We start from the raw sequence: 24,606 nt of genomic DNA on the forward strand, positions 1-24,606 counted from the left end.
ACCTCGCTCCGCGTGACGTAAGTGGGCGTGACTGACGAGTGAGAAGGGGAAAAAGTGAAACAGAGGGTTTTGGCGCTAGCCATCAAAAGGATAATCTGGGCTGAACTCGCACTATCGGCGGCCATCGCGGCACCGGTATTCGCGCAAAGCCAGCCTGCCGCCACGAGCGGCGCGACCGCCGGCGGCGGCACCACCACGGCCGCCGCGCCCACGGGTGCATCGGACGCTGCAACGTCGTCTTCGTCGTCCACGACGACCAAGGCGAACGGCGACAACGTCGCGCAGCTCAAGAAGTTCGAGGTGACCGGCTCGCTGATCCGCCAGTCCGACAAGACCGGCTATCAGGCGGTGCAGACGATCACGCCGGAGCAGATCCAGAATTCGGGCGCGACGAGCGTCTCGGACTACATGCGCACGATCTCGGCGAACTCCGCGAACAGCTGGGGCGAGTCGAACGACGACAGCTTCGCGGCCGGCGGCGCCGGTATCGCACTGCGCGGTCTGAGCGAGAAGTACACGCTCGTGCTCGTGGACGGTCAGCGTGTCGCGCCTTACGGCTTCGCCGTGAACGGCACCGACACCTTCTTCGACCTCAACGCCATTCCCCTGAACGCCGTCGAACGCATCGAAGTGGTCAAGACGGGCGCGGTTTCGCAGTACGGTTCGGACGCGATCGCAGGCGTCGTGAACATCATCACCAAGCACGACTTCCAGGGCCTGCAGCTCGACGGCAGCTACGGCGGCGCCACGCAAGGCGGCGCGGGCACGACCAAGTTCGGCATTCTCGGCGGCTTCGGCAATCTCACGAGCGACCGCTTCAACGTGACGGCCACGGCGAGCTACTACAAGTCGAACGGCTTCACGCTCGCCGACCGCGACACGACCGAAAACCAGGACTTCAGCAACAAGGGCTTCGGCGGCTCGGTCCTCTCGCCGTCGTACTGGCTCAATCCGAACACGGGCATGGCTGACGCACTGAGCCCCTGCTCGGGCACGGTCCAGCCCTACGGCAGCAACGTGATCGCGTCGAACACGGGCGCGGCGTCGGGCGGCACGGTGTGCGGCCACAACACCGCCGAATCGGGCTCGATCGATCCGTGGACCGAGCGCTGGAACGCCAAGGTTCACGCCGACTTCAAGGTCAACGACAACACCACCGCCTGGGCCGACCTCTGGGAAAGCAACATCAAGACGGTCACCAACGACTTCACGTCGTACCTCGGCAACAAGACGGTCTACAACCCGGCCACCGGCACGCTTTCCGCGTGGCAGGCCGTGGTCCCGGCCAGCAACCCGTACAACCCCTACGGCACCGACGCGACGATCTTCACGTGGCTGCCGAACACGGTCTCCAATACCACCGAAGCGAACTTCTACCGCGCGGCGATGGGTATCAAGGGCAACTTCTCGGTCTCAAAGGAAGACTGGGACTGGGCGCTGTCGTACGGCCATTCGCAGAGCACGGTGACCAACACCTACTCGGGCGAACTGAGCGTGGCGGGCGTCGAGAACATGCTCGCGAACGGCACCTACGACTTCGCGAATCCGTCGGCTACGCCTAACGGCCTGAATGGCGTGTTCACCGACACCAACAACATCGCGGTGTCGAAGCTCGACGTGGTGGACGCCACGCTGTCCACGCCGAACCTGTTCCATATCCCGACCGGCGACGTGGGCCTCGGCCTCGGCAGCCAGTTCATGCACCAGAGCGAGCGCATCGACCAGGGCGCCAACACGATGGACGGCTCGGTGCTGAATCCGTCGCTGCAAACGGTGGATGGCGAGCGCAACGTCGCGGCCGTGTACTACCAGGTCGACATTCCGCTCTGGCAGCACATCCTGACCTTCAGCCAGTCGGGCCGCTACGACCACTACAGCGACTTCGGCGGCGCGTTCTCGCCGCGCTTCGCGCTGCGCTTCCAGCCGATCCAGCAGTTGACGATGTACACCTCGTACAACCGCGGCTTCCGTGCGCCGAGCTTCGTCGAGAACACCAACTCGACCAGCACGGGCATCTCGCCGGTCGGTCCGAACGGCGCGGATGAAACCGTCGTCACGACCGGGAACACGGCGCTGCAGCCGGAACGCACGAAGAACTACAACATCGGCTTCGAACTCTCGCCGGCGCGCGGCACCGACATCGGTTTCGACTTCTACAAGATTCACGTGGATAACGCGATCGGCGCGGTGGTCGACCCGAGCAAGACGGTCTACAACTCGGACGGTTCGATCGCCTACATGGTCGAGCCGTATCAGAACCTCGGTTCGTTCGACACGTCGGGCTTCGAAACCACCTTCAGCCAGTCGATCAACACGAAGATCGGCCGCTTCACGCTGTCGGCGGACTGGGCCTACGTCTGGCACTTCAAGATGGACGGCATCGGCGGGGATTCGGGCACGACCGACGGCGCGGGCAACGATGCGACGCTCGCCCAGCCGTTCGGCGGCTCGTTCCCGCGCTGGAAGGGCACGACCGATCTGTCGTGGAACTGGCACAAGTGGAATGCGACGCTCGACTGGCAGTACGTCGGCCCGTATTCGGATGCGCTGGGCTACGACTACTCGACGGGCTCGTACAGCCAGTTCAACCTGAACGTCGCGTACACGGGCTTCAAGCACTGGACGATTTACGGCGGCATCAACAACATCTTCAACAAGGCGCCGCCGTTCGATCCGCTCTGGCTCGGCTCGATCGACCAGACCGGTTACGACCAGTCGCTGTACAACTACGTGGGCCGCTATCTCCAGATCGGCGCGACGTACAAGTTCTAAACGCAGTGGCATAGCAGGAACGGGCCGGGCAACCGGCCCAGTCCTCACGAAGGACGCAGCCAGGCCGCGGCGCGCGCATCATCTGCGCGCGCCGCGTGCCGCCAACGCAAACCATGCGGACAGAAAGACCGAAGATGAGACTGACGAAGTGTGCGCGCGTCGTGGCGGCAGCCCGCGCAGCGCTTGCAGCATGCACGCTGGGCGCGGCGTTTGCCGGTGCCGCGCAGGCGGCCACGGCCATCGCGCAGTACGACTCGCCCAAATATCCGCCCGGCTTCACGCATTTCGATTACGCCGATCCCGACGCGCCCATGGACGGCACGTTGAGCTTCCAGAATTTCGATCAGGCGCAGAGCTACGATTCGCTCAATCCGTTTCTCGTGCGCGGCTCGCCCGCGCCGGACATCAAGAACCTGATGTTCGACACGCTGATGCAGCGTAGCTGGGACGAACTCGCGTCCGAATATCCGCTGATCGCGCAGAGCGTGGACGTCGCGCCCGACCTCACATCGGCGACCTTCCATATCGACCCGCGCGCGCGCTTTTCGAACGGCGATCCCATCACGGCCGCCGACGTGAAGTATTCGTTCGACACGCTCACGAGCCCGCAGGCCTCGCCGCTGTTCAACGCGCAGTTCGAGGTGATCCGCCGCGCCGTGGTGATCGACCCGCACACGGTGCGCTTCGACTTCCGCCGCGCCGAACGCGACGCGCCGCTGATCGCGGGCGACCTGCCGGTGTTCTCGCCGAAGTGGGCGAAGCAGGCCGACGGCAGCACGATTGCGTTCAACCAGCTTTCGAACGTGCCGCCGATTGCGAGCGGCGCGTATCTGATCGAGTCGCGCAAGAACGACAAGCAGATCGTCTATCGCCGCAATCCCGATTACTGGGCCGCGAATCTGCCGACGCGGCGCGGCATGTACCGCTTCCAGCGCATCGTCTTCAATCTCTATCTCGACCTTTATACGCAGCTCGAAGCGTTCAAGGCCGGCGACGCCGACGTGCATGTGGAATACAGCGCGACGCAATGGGCGCGCAAATACGTGGGCAAGAATTTCCGCAACGGCATGCTGGAAAAGCGCGACTTCGCGATCAGCCCCGCGCAATTCCAGGGCATGCTCATCAACACGCGCAAGGATCGTTTCAAGGACGTGCGCGTGCGCCACGCGCTCTCGCTCGCGTTCGACTACGACTGGATGAACCGCATGATGTTCTACGGTCAGTACACGCGTCTGAAGAGTTATTTCGACGTGAGCCCATTCGCGGCCACGGGCCTGCCTTCGCCGCAGGAACTCGCGCTGCTCGACCCGTATCGCGCGAGCCTGCCGCCGGAAGTGTTCGGCCCGATGATGCAGTTGCCGAACACGCTGCCGCCCAATTCGCTGCGCGGCAATCTGCGCGAAGCGCGCGATCTGCTCGCGCAGGCGGGCTGGCACTATCGCGACGGCGCGCTGCGCAATGCGGCCGGCGAGCCCATGACCGTCGAGATTATCGACGACGAGCCCGGCATGGATCGCCTGATCCTGCCGTACACGCAGGCGCTCGGCATGCTCGGCATCCAGGCGAATCTGCGCGAGATCGACAGTGCGCTCTATCAGAAGCGCATCGACAATTTCGATTACGACCTGACCACCTATATCTACGCGCCCACCACGATTCCGGGCGCGGAACTGGTGCGCCGTTTCGGCAGCGCGGCGGCCAGCCAGGTGGGTTCGGAGAACTATCCGGGCGTGAAGATGAAAGTGGTCGACGCGCTCATCGACGACGTGCAGAAAGCCAGCACGCTCGCCGATCTGGAAACGGCCACGCACGCGCTCGACCGCGTGCTGATGAACGAGTATTTCCTCGTGCCCGAGTATTACGCGCCCAACGAGCGCATCGCCTTCAAGACCACGATCGGGCGGCCGAAGGTCTTGCCGCTGACCTATGTGCCGGAGGAGTGGGCCATCGATTACTGGTTCCGCAAACCCGGCGCGCCCGATCCCGCGCGCGCGGGCGGGGCTTCGTCCACCCAACCCGCCGCGGCCGATAAAACCGCCGCCGCGCAGTAAGGAGCCGCATGTACGCCTATATTCTCAGACGTCTTTTGCTGATGGTGCCGACGCTCATCGGCGTGGTCACGGTCACGTTCATCGTCACGCAGTTCGTGCCGGGCGGTCCGGTCGAACAGGTGCTCACGCAGTTGCGCCACGGCAGCGGCGCGCGCGGCGGCGAAGTGGGCGCGGGCGGTGGCGGCTATCACGGCAGCCAGGGCGTGGACCCGCAGCAGATCGAGCAGATCAAGAAGCAGTTCGGCTTCGACAAGCCGCCGCTCACGCGCTACGTGATGATGCTCAAGGACTACGCGACCTTCGATCTCGGCCAGTCGTACTACCAGCACGCGAGCGTGTGGCAGGTGATCCGCGAGAAGCTGCCGGTGTCGATCTCGCTGGGCTTGTGGACCGTGATCCTCACGTATCTGATCTCGGTGCCGCTCGGCATTGCGAAGGCCGTGCGCAACGGCTCGCGCTTCGACACTGTCACAAGCGTGCTGGTGCTCGCGGGCTACGCGATTCCCGGCTTCGTGCTCGGCGTGCTGCTGCTGATGATGTTCGGCGGCGGCACGTTCTGGCAGGTGTTTCCGATGCGCGGCCTCACCTCCGACAACTTCGACGACCTCAGCGCGATCGGCAAGGTGCTCGATTATCTTTGGCACATGGTGCTGCCGGTCACGGCCTCGGTGGTGGGCAACTTCGCGATCGTCACGATCCTCACGAAGAACACCTTCCTCGAAGAAATCGGCCGCCAGTACGTGCTGACCGCGCGCGCGAAGGGCGCGCCCGAACGCGACGTGCTCTGGAAACACGTGCTGCGCAACGCGGCGATTCCGCTCGTCACCGGTCTGCCCGCCGCCTTCGTGGGCGCGTTCCTCAACGGCAACCTGCTGATCGAAACGCTCTTTTCGCTCGATGGCATGGGGCAGCTTTCGTACGACTCGGTCATCCGCCGCGATTACCCCGTCGTGCTCGGCTCGCTCTTTCTGTTCACGCTGATCGCCCTCGTCACCAAACTCATTGCCGATGTCTGCTATGTCCTCGTCGACCCCCGCATCCAGTTCCACCGGCTGGACCGCTGATTCCGCCACGCTCGCGCACGCGCAGCCGGTTTCGCCGTGGCGTCGCACGTGGCTGCGCTTTCGCGCGCAGCGGCTCGGTTACTGGAGCCTCGTGATCTTCATGGTGCTGTTCGTCGTGAGCCTGTTCGGCGAAGTGCTGTCGAACGACCGGCCGCTCGTGGTGCGCTATGACGGGCACTACTATTTCCCGATCGTGAAGAACTATCCCGAGACCTTGTTCGGCGGCGATTTCCCCGCGCAGACCAATTATCTGGACCCGTACATCCGCTCGAAGCTGACTTCGCACGGCAATTTCGCGGTCTATCCGCCGAATCCGTACCGCTACGACACGATCGACTATTTCGCGGCGCGTCCGTATCCCGCGCCGCCGTCGTCGAGCAACTGGCTCGGCACCGACCAGTTCGGCCGCGACGTGGTCGCGCGCCTGCTGTACGGCTTCCGCCTCTCGGTGCTGATGGCGTTCGCGCTCACGGTCTCGGGCGTGCTGCTCGGCGTGCTCACGGGCGCGGTGCAGGGTTTCTACGGCGGACGCACCGACCTGATCGGCCAGCGCCTGATCGAGATCTGGAGTTCGATGCCGGACCTGTATCTGCTGATCATCTTCGCGTCGATCTTCGAGCCCACGCTGTGGCTGCTGTTCATCCTGCTCTCGATGTTCGGCTGGCTCGTGCTGTCCGATTACGTGCGCGCCGAATTCCTGCGCAACCGCTCGCTCGATTACGTGAAGGCCGCGCGCACGATGGGCCTGACGAACTGGCAGATCATGTGGCGTCACGTGCTGCCGAACAGTCTCACGCCGGTCATCACATTCCTGCCGTTTCGCATGAGCGCGGCGATTCTTTCGCTGACGAGTCTCGATTTCCTGGGCCTTGGCGTGCCGCCGCCGATGCCGAGCCTCGGCGAGCTGCTGCAAGAGGGCAAGAACAATCTCGACGCATGGTGGATTTCGATTTCGGCGTTCGCTGCGTTGGTGATTACGCTGCTGCTGCTGACCTTCATGGGCGACGCGCTGCGCAATGCGCTCGACACGCGCGCACGCGGCTCGGCATTCGGCGGAGGCAAATGATGAGCGCACCGTTGCTGGATATTCAGGACTTTTCCGTGCGCTTCGGCGACAAGCTGGCCGTGCGCGATCTTAGTCTTTCGATCGGGCGCGGCGAGCGTGTCGCGCTGGTCGGCGAGTCGGGTTCGGGCAAGAGCGTGACCGCGCTGTCGATCCTCGGTCTCGTCGCGCAGGCGGAACTGGGCGGGCGCATGCTGCTCGACGGCGTGGACCTGTTGCAGCAAAGCGAGCGCCAGATGCGCGGCATTCGCGGCGGCGACATCGCCATGGTGTTTCAGGAGCCGATGACCGCGCTCAATCCGCTGTTCACGATCGGCAAGCAGATCGCGGAAAGCCTGCGCCTGCACGAAGGCCTGCGCCCGAACGCGGCGCGCGCGCGCGGCATCGAACTCTTGCGGCGCACCGGCATTCCCGAACCGGAGCGCCGCATCGACAGCTTCCCGCATCAACTCTCGGGCGGCCAGCGTCAGCGCGCGATGATCGCGATGGCGCTCGCGTGCCGTCCGCGCCTGTTGCTCGCCGACGAACCGACCACGGCGCTCGACGTGACCGTGCGCCAGCAGATCGTCGACTTGCTGCTCGAATTGCAGGAGCAGGAAGCGGCCGCGCGCGGCATGGCCGTGCTGCTGATCACGCACGATCTGAATCTCGTGCGCCGTTTCGCGCAGCGCGTGGCCGTGATGGAAAAGGGCGTGCTGGTGGAAACCAACACGACCGAGGCGCTGTTTTCGAATCCGCAGCATCCGTACACGCAGCGTCTGCTCGACAGCGAGCCGTCGCGCGCGGTGCAGCCGGTCGCGCCCGACGCGCCCGTGATTCTCGACGTGAAAGATCTGGCCGTCGATTACCGCACGGCGGGCAAGGGCTGGCGCTCGCTGTTCGGCGGCGATACCTTCCGCGCGGTGCACGAAGCGAGCCTCACGCTCAAGCGCGGCGAAACGCTCGGCGTGGTCGGCGAATCGGGTTCCGGCAAATCGACGCTGGCCTCGACGGTGTTAGGCTTGCAGGGCGCGGCGGCGGGCGAGATCCGCATCGACGGGCAGCCGCTCGCCGCGCTGCGCGGCGCGGGCGAACGCCTCTCGCTTTACAAGCGTATGCAGGTCGTATTTCAGGATCCTTTCGGCTCGCTCTCGCCGCGCATGACGATCGAGCAGATCGTCGGCGAAGGGCTCACGGTGCATCAGCCGCAACTGAAGGGCGAGGCGAAGCGCCGCCGCATCGGCGGGCTGCTGGAGGAAGTCGGGCTGCCCGCCGAGTCGATGCTGCGCTATCCGCACGAATTCTCGGGCGGCCAGCGCCAGCGCATCGCGATTGCGCGCGCGCTCGCGGTCGAGCCCGAGATGATCGTGCTCGACGAACCGACCAGCGCACTCGACGTTTCCATCCAGAAACAGGTGCTGGCGTTGCTCACGGACCTGCAAAAGCGGTATCGTCTGAGCTATCTGTTTATCACGCACGATCTCGCGGTGATGCGCGCGATGGCGCATCGCGTGATCGTGATGAAGGCGGGGCGCATCGTCGAGCAGGGCGACACGCTCGCGGTGCTCGACGCGCCCACGCATCCCTATACGCAATCGCTGCTCGCGGCATCGATGCTGGCGAATCCCGCCACGCATCCCGCCGCGCTCAAGGAGAACATTGCATGATCGATGAAAGCTGGACGTTGGCTGCGCGCGGATTGCGCAGCGCGGCCGACTTCTGGTCGGTGCGTTTCGTGGACGAACGCAAGGACGATCACGTCGTGCGCAACGACGTGGCGCTGCCGCTGCGTATCGCGCGCGAGCGCGGCGCGATGGTGACGGCGTGGGCCGGCGCGGGCGCGGGCTACGCGGCCACGGCGGACCTTACGGCGAGCGGTTTGCAGCGCGCGCTGGAGATCGCCACGGCGCGCGCGCAGGCAAGCGCGGCGCACGGGCTGATCGACCATCGCGAGATCGCGCGGCCCGCGCAGAGCGGCGAATACGTGTCGCCGAACGCGCAGGCGGCGCTGCCTTCGCGGCGCGAATGGCTCGAACGCCTGGCGCACGAATGCGCGGCGGCGAAGCTCGATGCGCGCATCGTGCAGCGCGTGGCGGGCATGGAAGTCACGCAGAGCGACCAGCTTTACCTGACGAGCGACGGCGTGCGCATCGAGCAGCGCTTCCGCTTTTTGATGCCCAACGTCGCGGTGGTCGCGCACGACGACGGCGACACCCAGGAGCGCACGCTCGGCGGCCACTACGGCACGCTCGCGCAGGGCGGCATGGAAATTCTCGGGCGCTATGGCTTCGACGGCTCGGGCGCGCGCGTCGCGAATGAGGCGCTGCAACTGCTCGCCGCGCCGAACTGCCCCACGGGCAAGCGCGACCTGCTGCTGATGCCCGACCAGATGATGCTGCAGATTCACGAGTCGATCGGCCATCCGCTCGAACTCGACCGCATTCTCGGCGACGAACGCAATTTCGCGGGCTGGAGCTTCGTGAAGCCGGAGATGTTCGGCAGCTACCAGTACGGCTCCGAACTGCTCAACGTGACCTTCGACCCGGACACGCGCGAGGAAGCCGCCGCCTACGCCTTCGACGACGACGGCAGCGCGGCCAGCAAGCAATATCTGATTCGCAAGGGCGTGCTCGAACGGCCGCTCGGCGGCGCGCTTTCGCAGCAGCGCGCGGGCCTGCCGGGCGTGGCGAACTCGCGCGCGGCGAACTGGAATCGTCCGCCGATCGACCGCATGGCGAACCTCAACATCGAGCCGGGCGACCAGCCGCTCGACGCGCTGATCGCGGGCATCGAGCACGGCATTCTGATGAGCACCAACACGTCCTGGTCCATCGACGATCATCGCAACAAGTTCCAGTTCGGCTGCGAGTTCGGTCAGCTGATCGAAAACGGCAAGCTCACGGAGATCGTCAAGCGGCCGAGCTATCGCGGCATTTCCGCGAGCTTCTGGCGCAGCCTCGCGGCCGTGGGCGACGCGTCCACGCGCGAGGTCTACGGCACGCCGATGTGCGGCAAGGGCGAGCCCGCGCAGGTCATCCGCGTGGGCCACGCGTCGCCGGCCTGCGTGTTTTCCAACGTCGAAGTCTTCGGAGCCGCCTGATGAGCGACACGCTTTTTGCCGGTAAGGACGCCCGCACCGAGGCCCGCACCGAAGCCCGCACAGGCACGCGCGCAGCGGGTGCGTCGATCGACTGGCACGCGCACTTTGCGATGCTCGCCGACGCCATCGAGCGTCAGCGCCAGCCCGGCGAGACCGTGCTCAGCGCGTTCGCGGGCGAGCAGTCCGATTTCATCCGCTTCAACGCGGGCAAGGTGCGCCAGAGCGGCCAGGTGGAGCAGGGGCGTCTGACGCTGCGGCTCGTGCACGGCGCGCGCCAGGCGTATTCGACGCTCGACCTCAGCGGCGACGCGAACGCCGACGTGCGCAACGTCGCCGAGGCGCTCGCGGCGCTGCGCGAAAGCCTGCTCGACGCGCCCGACGATCCGCACGTGCTGTTCGACACCACGTCGTGGTCGCGCAGCACGCGCCGCAACGGCAAGCTGCCGCAGCCGCAGGCGCTCGTCGAACTCGTCGCGCAATGCGCGCAAGGGCTCGATTTCGTGGGCTTCTACGCGGGCGGCACGCTCTCGCGCGGCTTCGCGTCCACCACGGGCAGCCGCGGCTGGTACGAAGTAGAGAACTTCAATTTCAGCTGGTCGCTGTATCAGCCGAACGGGCGCGCGATCAAGACGCGCTACGCGGGCGACGCGTGGGACGACGCCGTGTTCGCGGCGAAGGTGAGCGAGGCGGCGGCGCGTTTGCCGGTGCTGCTGCGCGCGCCGCGCGTGCTCACGCCGGGCGGCTATCGCGCGTGGCTCGCGCCGTCGGCGCTCGCCGAATTCGTGGAGTCGATGGCGTGGGGCGGCTTTTCGGCGCGCGCCCAGGCGGCCTCGACGAGCCCGCTCTACAAGCTCAACACGGGCGCGGCCGCGTTCGATCCGCGCGTGTCGCTGGCGGAATCGCTCGAACTGGGCATCTCGCCTGCATTCAACGACGACGGTTATCTGCGCGCGAGCGTGCCGCTGATCGAAGGCGGTCGCGGCGTGGGCCAATTGACGAGCGCGCGTTCGGCGCGCGAGTACGGGCTCGAACCGAACGGCGCGCTGCCGGAGGAAAGGGCGACCACGGTTTCGATGGCGACTGGCGACCTCGCGCCTGAGGACGTGCTCGCGCGCCTGGGCACCGGGCTTTACGTCGGCAATCTCTGGTACGTGAACTTCTCGGACCGCATGAATTGCCGCCTGACCGGCATGACGCGTTTCGCGACCTTCTGGGTGGAAGACGGCGAGATCGTCGCGCCGGTCGACGCCATGCGTTTCGACGACAGCCTGTACGGCCTGCTCGGCGAGCGTCTGGAAGCGCTGGGCGCAGAGTCCGAACTGCTGCTCTCCGATTCCACCTGGGGACAGCGCGCGACCGGCGGCCTGCAACTGCCGGGCGCGCTAGTTAAGTCGTTCGAACTGGTGTTGTAGCCCGCGCGAGCGGGACGGGAGGTCACGCGGCGCGCACGAGGGCGCGCGCCGCGCGTGCATTTCGGCGGTGGAGGAAAGCAGGAAAGCCGGAAAGCAGAAAAGCAGAAAAGCAGTAAAGAACGCGCAGTACGGAAGTGCAGCAAAACGTAAAACAACAAGGATGCACAGATGTCGAATAACGCAAATCCGCAGACGGGCGGGCCGCTCGTGCTGCGCGGCATACGGGAGCGCGACGCGGAGCAACTGCACGCGCTGATCTACTCGCCGTCGATGGCGCACGGCGATCCGCAAACGCCGTTTCGCACGCTGGAATCCACGCGCGAATGGCTCGCCAAACGCACGCCGCAACTCGTCATGATCGGCGCCTGGATGGGCGAGGAACTGGTCGGCGAAGGCCAGGTGCAGATCGGCCGCATGCGCCGCGCGCACGTGGCCGAAATCGGCGTGGGCGTGCACGGCGACTGGCAGCGGCGCGGCGTGGGCACGCGGCTTGTCGAAGAGATGCTCGATCTGGCCGACAACTGGCTCGGCCTGCGCCGTCTCGAACTCAGGGTCTTTGTCGACAACGCGCCCGCCATCGCGCTCTATCGCAAGAGCGGCTTCGAGATCGAAGGCCGGCTGCGCGGCAACATGCTGCGCGACGGCGCTTACGTCGATTCGTTTCTGATGGGGCGTCTGCGCGCGCCGCTTCCTTACGTCGAAAGCGAGGCATCATGAATCTTCCCCACGATGCCGCGGCCGAGCGCGCCGCGTTCGCGAAAGCGCTGCGCGTGCGCGCCGCCGAAGTCGACGACGCCGACGCGATGGCGGCGCTCATGAACCTGCCGGGCGTGCGTCCGGGCACGCTTTCGCACGGCTACCGCACGGGCGAAGCCGTGCGCGCCTGGCTCGCGAGCCAGAAGGCCGACTCGATGACGGTCGTGGCCGAATACGAAGGGCAGATCGTCGGGCAGTCCGAACTGCGGGCGCACGACGGGCGGCGCGCGCATTGCGGCTCGCTCGGCATTTCGGTGCACGACGCGTATCACGGGCGCGGCGTCGGTTCGCTGCTGCTCGCCGCGCTGCTCGACGCCGCCGACAACGCGTTCGGCCTGCGCCGCATCGAACTGCAGGTGTTCGCCGACAACGCGCCTGCGCTCGCGCTCTATCGCAAGTTCGGTTTCGAGGTGGAGGCGTGCGCCCGCGCGGACGCGATCCGCGACGGCGCGCTGCACGACGTGCTGCACATGGCGCGGCTCGTCGATGCGCCCGCGTTCGCGCCGCCCGCCGACACGACAGGCGAGAACGCAAACGCAAGCGCAGACACCACCCCGGACTCCCCGACAGCCCTCTAAGCCAGGACGCCTCGCGTGCCCTACTTCTTTATCGACCGGCCGGTCTTCGCGTGGGTGATCGCGCTCGCCGTCATGGTGGCGGGCGCGCTCGCCATCACGCAACTGCCCATCGCGCAGTATCCGCGCCTCTCGCCGCCGCGCATCGTGATCGTCGCGCAGTATCCGGGCGCATCGGCGCAAACCGTGGACGACAACGTCGCGAGCATCATCGAGGAAAGTCTCGATGGCGCGGACGGCATGCTCTACTACGAAACCACCAGCGACGGCCTCGGCAATCTCGAGATCGACGTGACCTTCGCGCCCGCCACGAATCCCGATATCGCGCTCGTGGATGTGCAGAACCGCATCAAGCAGATCGAGGCGCGTCTGCCGCAAGCGGTGGTGCAGCAGGGCGTGAACGTGGTGAAGGCGTCGAACACGTTCCTGATGCTGGTGGCGCTCACTTCGACCGACGGCTCGCGCGACTCGGCGCAGCTCGCCGACTATCTGAACCGCTACGTGCTGCGCGAACTCAAGCGCGCACCCGGCGTGGGTTCGGCTGAGCTATGGGACGCCGACGAAGCGATGCGCATCTGGCTCGATCCGTACCGGCTGCGCGAATACGGGCTGGCGGCCAGCGACGTGACCACGGCGATCAGCGCGCAGAATGCGCCCGTGACGGCGGGCACGATCGGCGACGCGCCGTTCGCGGCGGGCCAGCAGACCAACGCGTCGGTCGACGTGAAAGGCCAGCTGGAGACGCCCGACCAGTTCGGCGAGATCGTGCTCAAGGCGAAAACCGACGGCTCGATCGTGCGTCTGCGCGACATCGCGCGCGTGGAAATCGGCCGCAGCGATTACTCGTTCTTCTCGCGGCTCAACGGACGGCCCGCCGCGACCGTCGGCATTCAACTCGGCCCGCGCGGCAACGCGCTCGAAACCTCGGACGCGATCCGCGCGCGCCTCGCCGAACTCTCGAAGCGCATGCCGCCCGGCATCACCGTCGAGATTCCATTCGACAGCGCGCATTTCGTGCGCGTGGCGATCCGCGAAGTGATCATCACGCTGCTCGAAGCGATCGTGCTGGTGTTCTGCGTGATGTGGCTGTTCCTGCGCGATCTGCGCGCGACGCTGGTGCCCACGGTCGTGATTCCCGTCACGCTGATGGGCGCGTTTCTCACGCTCTATATCGGCGGCATGTCGATCAACGTGTTCACGCTGTTCGGCCTCGTGCTCGCGATCGGCATTCTCGTCGACGACGCCATCGTGGTCGTGGAAAGCGTGCACCGCGCGATGCACGAAGAAGGGCTGCCGCCGCGCGAGGCTACGCGGCGTGCGATGTCGCGCATCGGCGGGGCGATCGTTGGCGTGACGGCGGTGCTCACGGCCGTGTTCGTGCCGATGGCGTTCTTCACCGGCAACGTGGGCGGCATTTATCGTCAGTTCGCGGTGGCGATGATTGCGTCGATGCTGGTGTCGTCGTTCATGGCGCTCTCGCTTACGCCTGCGTTGTGCGCAAGTATGCTCAGGAAACCGAAGCATATCGAAGCGCACGGCACCTCGCGGGTCGCGCGCGTGTCGCGTGGCTATCGCGGCATCGTGATCAAGCTGCTGCGCCGCAGCCGCCGCGTGCTCGCGATTTACGCCGTGCTGCTGGGCGCGGGTGCGTGGCTCTACTGGCAGATGCCCGAAGGCTTTTTGCCCGCTGAGGACGAAGGCCAGTTGCAGGTCATGATCGAGTTGCCGGCGGGCGCGAATCAGGCGCGCACGCTCGCGGTGCTGCAACGCACGGAGGCCATCCTGCGCAGCGAAAGCGCGGTCGAGAACGTGACGGGCGTGGTGGGCTGGAGCTTCGCGGGCAGCGGGCAGAACGTGGGCATGGCCTTCGTCGATCTCAAGGACTGGGACCGCCGCTCGATCAGCGCGCAGGCGCTGCGCGACCGCCTCAACGACAAATTCGCCGCGATCCTGGACGGCGACGTGGAGGCCACCTTGCCGTCGCCGGTGCCGGGCATCGGCCACTCGGAGGGCTTCACGTTCCGGCTCGAAGATCGCGGCGGCGTCGGCATGGACGCGCTCAAGGCGGCGCGCGGCCAGTTGATCGACGCGGCCACGCGAAGCCCCGTGCTCGCGGGCGTGCATTCGGAGGATCTGCCCGATGCGCCGCGCGTCGATCTCGACATCGACCGCGCCAAGGCCTACGCGTTCGGCGTGCCGTTCGACCGTATCGCCGATGTGCTGAGCACGACCTTCGGCTCGACCTACGTCGACGACTTTCCGGCGGGCGGACGCATGCGCCGCGTGATCGTGTCCGCCGACGCGAACGCGCGCATGGCCGACCGTCAACTGCTCGACCTGCCGGTGCAGACCAGCACGGGCGCGACCGTGGCGCTTTCGTCGCTGGCGAGCACGCGCTGGACGCGCGGCCCTGTGATGCTCGCGCGCTATAACGGCTATCCGTCGCTCGACGTGAGCGGGCGCGAATCGCACGGCCACAGTTCCGGCGAGGCGATGGCGGAAATGGAGCGGCTCGCGCTCGATCTGCCTCAGGGCGTGGCCTACGAATGGACCGACACCGCGTTCGAGCAGATCGAGGCGGCGCGCGATACGCCGCTGCTGCTCGGGCTCTCCGTGCTCGCGGTGTTCATGGTGCTCGCGGCGCTCTACGAAAGCTGGATCACGCCGCTCGCGGTGCTGCTGGTCGTGCCGCTCGGCACGCTCGGCGCGGTCACGGCGATGCTGCTGCGCGGCCTGCCCAACGACATCTATTTCAAGGTCGGGCTCGTGACGGTGGTCGGGCTCACGGCGAAGAACGCGATCCTGATCGTGCAGGCCGCGAACGCGCGGCGCGAGCGCGGCATGCGCGTGGGCGCGGCCGTGGTGGCGGGTTGCGCGGAACGGCTGCGGCCGATCGTGATGACGTCGGCGGCCTTCGTGCTGGGCGTGGTGCCGCTCGCGCTCTCGCACAGTGCGGGCGCGGAGAGCCGTCACTCGATCGGCACGGGCGTGCTCGGCGGCGTGCTGGCGGCGACGGTGCTCGGCCTTGTGTTCGCGCCGGTGCTCTATTGCGCGGTGGCCGCGCGCTCGCCGGTGCGGCGCGTGCGCCGTCCGCGACGCCCACGCGGTCCGGCGCGCGGCGAGGCGGTGTTCGAGGAAAACGCGCAGTGAGCGCGCAGTGAGGGTGTGCGAAGGCGCGTGAGTGGAGGCGCGCGAACGCGCGTGCAGCGACGCGCGCGCCCGCGCGCTTCGCTGCGCTGCGCTTAAAACAGCCGCGGCGTGCCGACCCAGACCAGCACGGCTTCGTCGTCGCGCGCGTTGGTCCAGCTATGCGGCACCGTCGATTCGTAGTGCGCGCTGTCGCCCGCACCGAGCACGAACGACTTGCCTTCGAGCGTGATCGTCACTTCGCCGCTGAGCACGTGGACGAATTCCTCGCCCGCGTGCGTGGTCACCTCGCTCGGACGCTCGCCGGGCGGCATGCGCACGAGAATCGCTTCGAGCTGGCGGCCGCCCGACTGATTCGAGAGCCGCGCGAACAGATCGGCGGAATCGGCGAACGCGAAATACTGCAGGTCCTTGCGGCGGCGCACGCAGCCTTCCTCGGTCGGCGTATCGACGAAATAGCTGACGGGCACGCCCAGCGCCTTCGCGATGCTCACGAGCGAGGTGATGGACGGGCTCGCGTGGTCGCGCTCGACTTGCGAAAGAAAGGGCTTGGAAAGCTGCGAGACGGTCGCGATGTCGTCCAGCGTGCGCCCCTGGCGCTGGCGCAGCGAGCGGATCTTGCTGCCGACGGAGACGACGCTCTGGGTTTCGACGGTTTTCGATGCCATGTTGGGGGCGAGTCGTTGGAATGGGTGCGAGAAGTGGTCATCCGCCTGCCGGCGCGCTAGCGGGAATGATTTGTCTGATGGATGCGAATGCGTGCGCATTCGATGCGGATTGTTGCGCGCAGCGCTGAAAAAAACGCGCATTCCGGCTGGATTTCCCCGCTGCGAATCAATTCGCTTCTCTCCATGGATTTCGTTCTAGTAAATGTGCGCGTAAAAAAATCCGCCGGCGCGCATTAGTGAAAATCAACGATGTCGTATGCATCGGGATCACTTCACTGTGTCTCAAGCATAACATCGCCATTTTTCTGAGGATATCGGAGTTTGTTTCTTATTCTTTCTCTTACATGTGAGCGATGTGCGGGTTCTTGCGCGCCGACTTTCGCGCCGTTTCTGCCCGCTCCCCGCGAAACGCACGCTGCAAGCCGCATCGCGCGTTATTCGGCAGCGCCTGAATGATAAGTCGGCAGCACCCGCATAAATCGGCAATTCAATCGAACTGAATCTCGTCCCGGTTTCGCCCCGGTTTCACCACAGTCGCGCATATTCTCCGACGAACTGTGTTCCAGCGAACGTCGTTCTGTAATTCGATGTGACAGCCGCTCGGCGCCGATATTCAGATTGATTTTTATTCTGCGCGCTGTCCGCATTGCGGCGCTCAGCGGCGAGGGTTTCATGGGGCGTCATCCAGATCCGCCATCGTGGCCGAATCCGCCGATTGATCTTCACGCGGAAGTGGCTCATATTCGTTTCCACTTTCTCGCCCATCCTCCTTCGCGTTGTTCGCGCATCCGGCGCAGCGGCACGCAAATTGCGGCGCTTCGCCATTCGTCATCCGCCGCATGTCGCCTTCGGGCCGCGGCGGCCCTTGAAGCTTTCGAATCGCTAGCTCTTCCCATGTTTAACGAACCAGGTCGAGGCGCCCCCGGTCCGAGGCAGTGTCCCCACTGCGGCAACCGGCTGAATGCGCCATTGATATTTTGTCCCCAATGCGGCGCGAACCAGCTTGCCGGCGCGTCGCGAGGCGGCGAGGGCGGCACGCCCGAGCGGCCGCGCGTCGTCTCGCAGCGCTTCCATACCGAGCGCGGCGCGGTGCCGGCGGGTTTCGGGCGCGAACGTTTTTACGCCGATTACGACGGCTATCGCGCGCACGAATCGCACGGCGCGCGGCGCTCGCGTCTGCCGCTCTACGCGTTCGGCGCGGTGGCGCTGGTCGCGGCCGCGCTGGCGGGCTATGTGATTTCGCATCGCGATGCGCCGGCCAGCGCGATGATCGGGCAGTCGGTGGAGGGCGCGGTGTCGTCGCAGCAGGACGGCACGCGCGCGCCCTCGGCCACGACGGCCACGGTGCATGCAGCGCCGTTGGCCGGGCCCCGCGACGCGACGGCGCGCGCGGTGCCTTCGGTCGCCGCGGTGCCGACCCAATCCGCTCACCCTGCGACCACGCCGCGTAATGCGGGCGTGGACGCTCGGGCATCGGCGGATCAATCCGCGGAGAAAAACGGCGGTACGGCCACGCGCGCCGATGTCGCGCGCAATCTCGCTGTGGCGCGCACGAATCTCGACAAGAACCGCTTGTGGCCCGCGCGCCGCGCGATCACGAGCGCGCTCGCCGCGCAGCCCGGCAACGCCGAGGCGCAGCAGATGAAGGCCGATTTGCAGGCGCGCGAACAAGAGCGCGATGCGCTTCTCGGTTATGGGCGGCTTTGCGCGCGCGAGGGCAAGTGGTCGTGCGCGTGGCAGAACGCGGGCCATGCGGTGACGATCGACGCGTCGAGCCAGGAAGCGAAGCGGCTGCTTGCGCGCTCCATCGCCGCGCAGGGCGTGGGGACGGCGGGCCATATCGATTCGGGCTCGCCGGGACCGGACGACGATCAGTGAGCGAGCGGGTGCGTGCGCGTAGTTGATGCGCGCTCGCGCCGCTCGATGGCGTGGAAGGCTGCGTGATCAGTTGCGCGTGGCGCGCCTGCGTGCGCTCGTCGACGCGCAACGTCTGCGCGGCCACATGCTGTGGCGTGCCGAGCGTGCTGACCAGCGAGAAATAGCGCAGCACTTCGCTCGCGTGCTTCAAGCCGATCGGCACCATCGGCAAGATTCGGCGCTACGATGCGCCCGTGCGGGTTGTTCAATTGCATCGCATGCAATCGTCCTTACCGCTTCAAATCGCGGAGGAATCCGAAATAACTGCCGCGCGCCGTGCGCCACACAATTCATATTCATCGCGTCATCAGCCATAAAAAAAGCCGCTCCTGAGAGCGGCTTTTTCACCAGCGATCCAGCAAAAGATCGCGCAAGCGTCAGTCGTCGAGCTGCGAAAGATCGCGCACGGCGCCCTTGTCGGCCGACATCACGAGCTTGGCATACGCCTTGAGCGCCGCCGAGACCTTGCGCGGACGCGGCTGCACCGGCTTCCAGCCCTTGGCGTTCTGCTCCTCGCGACGGCGCGCGAGTTCCTCGTCCGACACCAGCACGTCGATCGTGCGCTTCGGAATGTCGATGCGGATCTTGTCGCCGTCGCGCACGAGGCCGATCGCGCCGCCCGCTGCCGCTTCCGGCGAGCAGTGGCCGATCGAGAGGCCCGAGGTGCCGCCCGAGAAGCGGCCGTCGGTCAGCAGCGCGCAGGCCTTGCCCAGACCCTTCGACTTGATGTAGCTGGTCGGGTAGAGCATTTCCTGCATGCCGGGGCCGCCCTTCGGGCCTTCGTAGCGCACGATCACCACGTCGCCGGCCTTGACCTTGTCGGCGAGGATGTTCGCGACCGCTTCGTCCTGCGACTCGGTCACGTGCGCCGTGCCTTCGAACACGAGGATGCTGTCGTCGACGCCCGCGGTCTTCACCACGCAGCCGTCGAGCGCGATGTTGCCCGTCAGCACGGCGAGGCCGCCTTCCTTCGAGAACGCGTGCTCGTACGAGCGGATGCAGCCTTCGGCGCGATCGCTGTCGAGGCTCGGCCAGCGCGTGTTCTGGCTGAACGCGACCTGCGAGGGCACGCCCGCCGGACCCGCCATGTAGAACGTCTTCACGGCTTCGTCGTCGGTGCGCACGATGTCCCACTGGTCGAGCGCGTGCTTGAGCGAAGGCGCGTGCACGGTCGGCACGTCGGTGTGCAGCTTGCCGGCGCGATCCAGCTCGCCGAGGATGCCCATGATGCCGCCCGCGCGATGCACGTCTTCGATGTGGTACTTGTTCGTGTTCGGCGCGACCTTGCAGAGCTGCGGCACGACGCGCGAGAGGCGGTCGATGTCGGTCATGCCGAAGTCGATGCCCGCTTCCTGCGCAATGGCCAGCAAGTGCAGGATCGTGTTGGTCGAGCCGCCCATGGCGATGTCGAGCGTCATGGCGTTCTCGAAGGCCTTGAAGCCCACCGAGCGCGGCAGCACGCGTTCGTCTTCTTCCTCGTAGTACTGGCGCGCCAGTTCGACGATGCGGTGACCCGCGCGCTTGAACAGCTGTTCGCGGTCCGCGTGCGTGGCGACCACCGTGCCGTTGCCCGGCAGCGAGAGACCGAGCGCTTCGGTCAGGCAGTTCATCGAGTTGGCCGTGAACATGCCCGAGCACGAGCCGCAGGTCGGGCAGGCCGAGCGCTCGACTTCGGCGACTTCGGCGTCGCTGTACTTGGAGTCGGCGGCGATCACCATCGCGTCGATCAGGTCGAGCTTCTTGACTTCGATGGCCTTCGTGACCGGGTTCGCGAGGCGCGTCTTGCCCGCTTCCATCGGGCCGCCCGAGACGAAGATCACGGGGATGTTCAGGCGCATGGCGGCCATCAGCATGCCCGGGGTGATCTTGTCGCAGTTCGAGATGCAGACCATGGCGTCGGCGCAGTGCGCGTTGACCATGTACTCGACCGAGTCGGCGATGATGTCGCGGCTCGGCAGCGAGTAGAGCATGCCGTCGTGGCCCATCGCGATGCCGTCGTCGACCGCGATGGTGTTGAATTCCTTGGCGACGCCGCCGGCGGCCTCGATCTCGCGCGCGACGAGCTGGCCCAGATCCTTCAGGTGCACGTGGCCGGGCACGAACTGGGTGAACGAGTTGACCACCGCGATGATCGGCTTCTGGAAGTCTTCGTCTTTCATGCCGGTGGCGCGCCACAGGGAGCGCGCCCCCGCCATGTTGCGGCCGGCGGTGGAGGTTTTGGAACGGTATGCGGGCATCGTGGGTGCTATGAAAAGGTCGAAAAGGTCGCAGGAAAACAGCGGGCCACGGGAATAAAGGCCCTTCGCGCGCCCGTGCGGACAACCTTTTGAGCTGCGCTTTGGGCAAACTCAGCGATTATCCCACACCCGCAGCAGGGCCGCCCGGCCCGCCCGCCGGGGCGATTTCCCGGGCCGCCGCGCCTTTTTCCCCGCATGCCGCCGCGCATCCCCGAACGGGATTAGTCCCGCGCGGAATATCGATGTGCCAATCGCTCGGTTGGGCCGCGCCGGGCGCGCTGCTAGATTGGTCCCGCGTGCCAGGCGCACGCCATCCATCAACGATCGACCTCATCACGCGGAGCCATCCATGGCAGAGACCGGAGACCGGGCCGCGCGCACGACCGCGCGCGTCATCGCCGACGACAACGAAGCGCTCGACGCCGCGCGCGAACTGGCCGCGCGCCTCGCCGAAGACGCCGCGCTGCGCGACCGCGAGCGGCGGCTGCCGCGCGAGGAAATCGAATGGTTCTCGCAGTCGGGCCTCTGGGGCATCACGGTGCCGAAGGCTTATGGCGGCGCGGGCGTCTCGTTCGTCACGCTGACCGAAGTCGTCAAGCTGATTTCGGCCGCCGACCCGTCGCTCGGGCAGTTGCCGCAGAACCATTTCGGGCTCGTCGACGTGATCGCGCTCACGGGCACCGAGGAGCAGAAGCGCTTTTTCTTCGGCGAGGTGCTGGCGGGCAAGCGCTTCGGCAACGGCTTCTCCGAAAAAGGGACGAAACACGTGCTCGACCTCAGGACGCGCGTGCTGCGCGACGGCGACGATTACGTGGTCAACGGCACGAAGTTCTATTCGACGGGCGCGCTGTTCGCGCACTACGTGCCGGTGCTCGGGCTCGACGCGGATGGGCGCGGCTGGCTCGCGTGGATCCCGCAGGGCACGCCGGGCCTCGCGATCACCGACGACTGGTCCGGCTTCGGCCAGCGCACCACGGCGAGCGGCACGGTCACGCTGGACAACGTGCGCGTGGGCGCTTCGCACGTGTTTCCGGCGCATCGCGTCTCCGAGCAGCCGACGCTGAACGGCCCGGTTTCGCAGATCATCCAGGCGGCCATCGACGCGGGCATCGCGCGCGCCGCCGTCGCCGACACGCTCACGTTTGTGCGTGAGCGCGCGCGTCCGTGGGTCGACAGCGGCGTCGAGCGTGCCGCCGACGATCCGCTCACGCTGCGCGAAATCGGCCATCTGCATATTCAGCTGCACGCCGCCGAAGCGTTGCTCGAACGCGCCGCGCGGCTGTTCGACGCGATCGCCGCACAGGACACGATCAGCGAGGACGACGTTGCGCGCGCCTCGGTCGCCGTGGGCGAGGCGAAGGTGTTGACGACCGAAGCCGCGCTGCTGGCGGGCGAAAAGCTGTTCGAACTGGGCGGCACGCAGTCGACGCTGGCGGCGCACAACCTCGACCGCCACTGGCGCAACGCGCGCACGCACACGCTGCACGATCCGGTGCGCTGGAAGTATCACCTCGTCGGCAATTACTATCTGAACGGGAAAAAGCCCGCGCGCCATGCGTGGAATTGAGGGACGGGCGATCGCGCCGCTCTCGCGCTGAAGGCGCGGGAGCCTGACAAGAACGGCACACGCGGGCGGAATTTCCGTCGCGTGTGCCGTTTGCTTTGGGGCGCATTTTTTGGGGCGGCATGCCGAGGGTTTCCCGCCATATGGCGGCGCGCGGCGCTTTTGCGCCGTCGCTGTAGAATGAGGGCACCCCACGAGCCGTTGAAAGCCGGCCGCCGAATCCCATTTATTCGTCGTGAATTCGCGTATCCCTGACCCCTTGCCGCCCGCGTGGCCGTTCCCGCCGACTCGCGATGTGGCTGGCCGCACCTACGGCCAGCTCGTCGCGCTGCGCTATCGCGGCGCGGACGTGTGGCTCTGGCGCTGCCGCTGCGGCGGCCATGTGAGCGCGCGGCTCGATGCGGTGGAGAGCGGCCAGACGCGCGATTGCGGCTGCCGCGAGCAGCGCCAGGTCTGGCGCTCGCGCCCGGGTTCGCCGTCCTTGAAGGGCGGCGAGGTGTTCGGCCAGTTGACGACCGAGCGCTACGCGGGCGATGGCGTCTGGGTGTGCCGATGCGAATGCGGCGCCGAAGTGACGGTCAGCGCCGGCCGCCTGCGGCTCGGCCAGGCGCGCTCATGCGGACGGTGCTCGGGTGTGTCGGCGGCTTGAGCCCGGGCTGAGCGGCGCCTCGGTCAGCGGATTAGCCGGCGCGTTCAATCTGTGCCTGAAGGCGGCGCGTTCAAGCGCCGCGACAAGCCATCAACCGCCTTCAAGCCGCCGACACGCCACGCGCATCGGCGAGCGTCGGGCCTTCCTCGCGCGTCGAATCCGCATCCGCGAGTTCCGCTTCGATCTCGCGCAGCCGATGCGGCGCGACCACGCGCAAAGCCAGAAACCAACCGAGTCCCGCCGCGAGCAGCGCGCCGAACACATAGGGCAGCACCGCATACACGCCGGGCGCCGCCGGATAAATGCTGCCGACGAACGGAATGCCGATCAGCACGATGGCCGCCGCGCTGATCGCCACATGGCGCGGCTTGAGTTCGCCGCGACGGCGCAGGAAGCAGGGCGCGGCGACCGCCACGATCACATAGGTCAGCAGGAAGCCAAACGTGGCGATCGTGCTCAGATAGCCGTACGCGTCGAACAGCGACGTGCCCGCGAACTGGAACGTCACCGCCACGATCAGCGAAAGCACCACGAGCAGCGTGACCGCGACGTGCGGCGTGGCGTTGCCCGCGTGCGCGCGGCCCGTTGCTGCGTGCAGCAGGCCCTGGCGCGCGAAGGTGTAGAGCAGCCGAGCGGCGGCGTTGATCGACGAGAAGAACGCGGCGAAGAAGCTCAGCGCCACGCCCGCGTCGATCAGCACGCCGAGCGCGCCCAGATGGATGCCATGCGCGACCGCCGAAAGCGGCGCGCTCGCCTGGTCGAGCGGCGTGGCCGCGCCCTGGAACAGCGCGACGAGCCCATACGAGGCGGCGAGAAACAGCGCCGCCGGGCCGAGAATGCTGACGATCACCGCGCGCGGAATCAGACGGAACGGTTCGCGCGCTTCCGCGCCGAGCGCGGTCACGCTTTCGAAGCCCGTGAAGCTGAAGAACGCGAGCACCATGCCGAGCCGCAACTGATCGGGCTTCACGGCGGCCAGCGTCAGCTGATGCGTATCGATCCAGCGATGCTTCGCGAACAGCGCCGCAACGATCACGAACACAATCAGCGCCACGGTGCTCAACTCGATCCACAGCGTGGTGCGGGTCGAGAGCCGGATGTCGCGCCACGTGATGAACCATGCGCCCAGCGTCACGAACACGGTGATCGCGACCGTCACGGCGAGCCCCGCGCCCGAGGCCACGCCGATATCCTTGAACAGCACCACGATCTCGTTGACCGTGCCTTGCAGAATGCCCGCCGCGCCCACGCCATAGGCGATCAGCAGCGACCAGCCCGCCACCGCGCCCCAGATCGGGCCGAGGCCGCGCGCGGCATAGGTGTAGAGCGCGCCGGGCGAGGCCGTGCGTTTGGCGAACTGCGTGATGCTCCACGAGGCGAACAGCAGGCCCACGGTCGCGAACAGATAGGCGAGCCAGGTGCCGTTGCCCGCCGTGGCGAACACCGCCGGGATCAGGAGCCCCGCGCCGCCCGCCGCGCCGACGAGACCGATCGATTGTGCAATCAGTTCGGATAACGAAAGATAGCCGCGACGCAAGGTGCCGTCGCGCGCCGCCGTGGCCGCGAGTTCAGTCATAGGTGTGGTCCGGTGAGTGTAGGTGTCGGGATGAGACGCGCCCGGGCCGCCATGGCGCGGGCGCGTGATGAATCCG

General features: G+C 66.7%; 17 protein-coding genes. 13 read left to right on the forward strand and 4 right to left on the reverse strand.

The annotated features are described in order from the left end of the window. Nucleotides 1-54 precede the first annotated feature (54 nt). The 10 genes from U4Y88_RS01010 to U4Y88_RS01055 all read left to right on the forward strand — a co-directional run bounded on the left by U4Y88_RS01010 (nucleotide 55) and on the right by U4Y88_RS01055 (nucleotide 15,922). A complete protein-coding gene (locus U4Y88_RS01010; protein ID WP_321781619.1) occupies nucleotides 55-2,772 on the forward strand; it encodes a TonB-dependent receptor in 2,718 nt (905 codons plus the stop codon). 134 nt (nucleotides 2,773-2,906) lie between these two features. After that, nucleotides 2,907-4,823: an extracellular solute-binding protein gene (locus U4Y88_RS01015; RefSeq protein ID WP_321781620.1), complete on the forward strand. Its 1,917-nt coding sequence runs from the start codon at nucleotides 2,907-2,909 to the stop codon at nucleotides 4,821-4,823. A gap of 8 nt (nucleotides 4,824-4,831) precedes the next feature. Then, nucleotides 4,832-5,887 carry a microcin C ABC transporter permease YejB gene (locus tag U4Y88_RS01020; RefSeq protein WP_065063906.1) on the forward strand — a complete coding sequence of 352 codons (1,056 nt, stop codon included), beginning with the start codon at nucleotides 4,832-4,834 and terminating at the stop codon, nucleotides 5,885-5,887. After that, nucleotides 5,841-6,953: an ABC transporter permease gene (locus U4Y88_RS01025; RefSeq protein ID WP_224011852.1), complete on the forward strand. Its 1,113-nt coding sequence runs from the start codon at nucleotides 5,841-5,843 to the stop codon at nucleotides 6,951-6,953. Before U4Y88_RS01020 ends, U4Y88_RS01025 begins: the two co-directional genes overlap by 47 nt. Next, nucleotides 6,953-8,596, forward strand: a complete 1,644-nt coding sequence (locus tag U4Y88_RS01030; RefSeq protein WP_321781621.1) for a dipeptide ABC transporter ATP-binding protein — start codon at nucleotides 6,953-6,955, stop codon at nucleotides 8,594-8,596. The genes U4Y88_RS01025 and U4Y88_RS01030 overlap by 1 nt, the downstream gene beginning before the upstream one ends. After that, nucleotides 8,593-10,029, forward strand: coding sequence for a TldD/PmbA family protein (locus U4Y88_RS01035; protein ID WP_321781622.1), 1,437 nt, complete (start codon nucleotides 8,593-8,595; stop codon nucleotides 10,027-10,029). Before U4Y88_RS01030 ends, U4Y88_RS01035 begins: the two co-directional genes overlap by 4 nt. A gap of 110 nt (nucleotides 10,030-10,139) precedes the next feature. Then, nucleotides 10,140-11,441 carry a TldD/PmbA family protein gene (locus U4Y88_RS01040; protein ID WP_321782233.1) on the forward strand — a complete coding sequence of 434 codons (1,302 nt, stop codon included), beginning with the start codon at nucleotides 10,140-10,142 and terminating at the stop codon, nucleotides 11,439-11,441. Between the two features lie 168 nt (nucleotides 11,442-11,609). Next, nucleotides 11,610-12,158, forward strand: a complete 549-nt coding sequence (locus U4Y88_RS01045; protein WP_310629947.1) for a GNAT family N-acetyltransferase — start codon at nucleotides 11,610-11,612, stop codon at nucleotides 12,156-12,158. Then, nucleotides 12,155-12,775 (forward strand): GNAT family N-acetyltransferase, encoded by a 621-nt coding sequence (locus tag U4Y88_RS01050; protein WP_321781623.1) that lies wholly within the window; start codon nucleotides 12,155-12,157, stop codon nucleotides 12,773-12,775. Before U4Y88_RS01045 ends, U4Y88_RS01050 begins: the two co-directional genes overlap by 4 nt. Before the next feature lie 15 nt (nucleotides 12,776-12,790). Beyond that, complete coding sequence (locus U4Y88_RS01055; protein WP_321781625.1) at nucleotides 12,791-15,922, forward strand: multidrug efflux RND transporter permease subunit; 3,132 nt, start codon at nucleotides 12,791-12,793, stop codon at nucleotides 15,920-15,922. Between the two features lie 92 nt (nucleotides 15,923-16,014). On the opposite strand, the gene U4Y88_RS01060 is transcribed toward U4Y88_RS01055, so the two are convergent. Next, the gene (locus tag U4Y88_RS01060) at nucleotides 16,015-16,587 is read right to left on the reverse strand and encodes a cupin domain-containing protein (RefSeq protein ID WP_224011858.1); all 573 of its coding nucleotides are present in this window, start codon (nucleotides 16,585-16,587) and stop codon (nucleotides 16,015-16,017) included. Between the two features lie 525 nt (nucleotides 16,588-17,112). Next, nucleotides 17,113-17,412 (reverse strand): hypothetical protein, encoded by a 300-nt coding sequence (locus tag U4Y88_RS01065; RefSeq protein ID WP_321781626.1) that lies wholly within the window; start codon nucleotides 17,410-17,412, stop codon nucleotides 17,113-17,115. 144 nt (nucleotides 17,413-17,556) lie between these two features. Between U4Y88_RS01065 and U4Y88_RS01070 the strand changes: the two genes are divergently transcribed. Next, a complete protein-coding gene (locus U4Y88_RS01070) occupies nucleotides 17,557-18,465 on the forward strand; it encodes a hypothetical protein (protein WP_321781628.1) in 909 nt (302 codons plus the stop codon). 416 nt (nucleotides 18,466-18,881) lie between these two features. On the opposite strand, the gene ilvD is transcribed toward U4Y88_RS01070, so the two are convergent. Then, a complete protein-coding gene (gene ilvD, locus U4Y88_RS01075) occupies nucleotides 18,882-20,741 on the reverse strand; it encodes a dihydroxy-acid dehydratase (RefSeq protein WP_321781629.1) in 1,860 nt (619 codons plus the stop codon). Nucleotides 20,742-21,090: 349 nt separating this feature from the next. Between ilvD and U4Y88_RS01080 the strand changes: the two genes are divergently transcribed. Together U4Y88_RS01080 and U4Y88_RS01085 are read left to right on the forward strand one after the other, a co-directional pair. Further along, complete coding sequence (locus tag U4Y88_RS01080; protein ID WP_224011864.1) at nucleotides 21,091-22,308, forward strand: SfnB family sulfur acquisition oxidoreductase; 1,218 nt, start codon at nucleotides 21,091-21,093, stop codon at nucleotides 22,306-22,308. A 292-nt stretch (nucleotides 22,309-22,600) separates the two neighbouring features. Further along, a complete protein-coding gene (locus U4Y88_RS01085) occupies nucleotides 22,601-22,954 on the forward strand; it encodes a hypothetical protein (RefSeq protein ID WP_321781631.1) in 354 nt (117 codons plus the stop codon). A gap of 100 nt (nucleotides 22,955-23,054) precedes the next feature. Here U4Y88_RS01085 and U4Y88_RS01090 read toward each other — a convergent pair whose 3' ends face one another. After that, on the reverse strand, nucleotides 23,055-24,530 hold the full coding sequence (locus tag U4Y88_RS01090) for an APC family permease (RefSeq protein ID WP_321781633.1): 1,476 nt from the start codon (nucleotides 24,528-24,530) through the stop codon (nucleotides 23,055-23,057). Nucleotides 24,531-24,606: the final 76 nt, after the last annotated feature.

This window comes from Paraburkholderia sp. J94 (genome assembly GCF_905220285.1).
GTDB classification, from domain to species: Bacteria; Pseudomonadota; Gammaproteobacteria; order Burkholderiales; family Burkholderiaceae; genus Paraburkholderia; species Paraburkholderia tropica_A.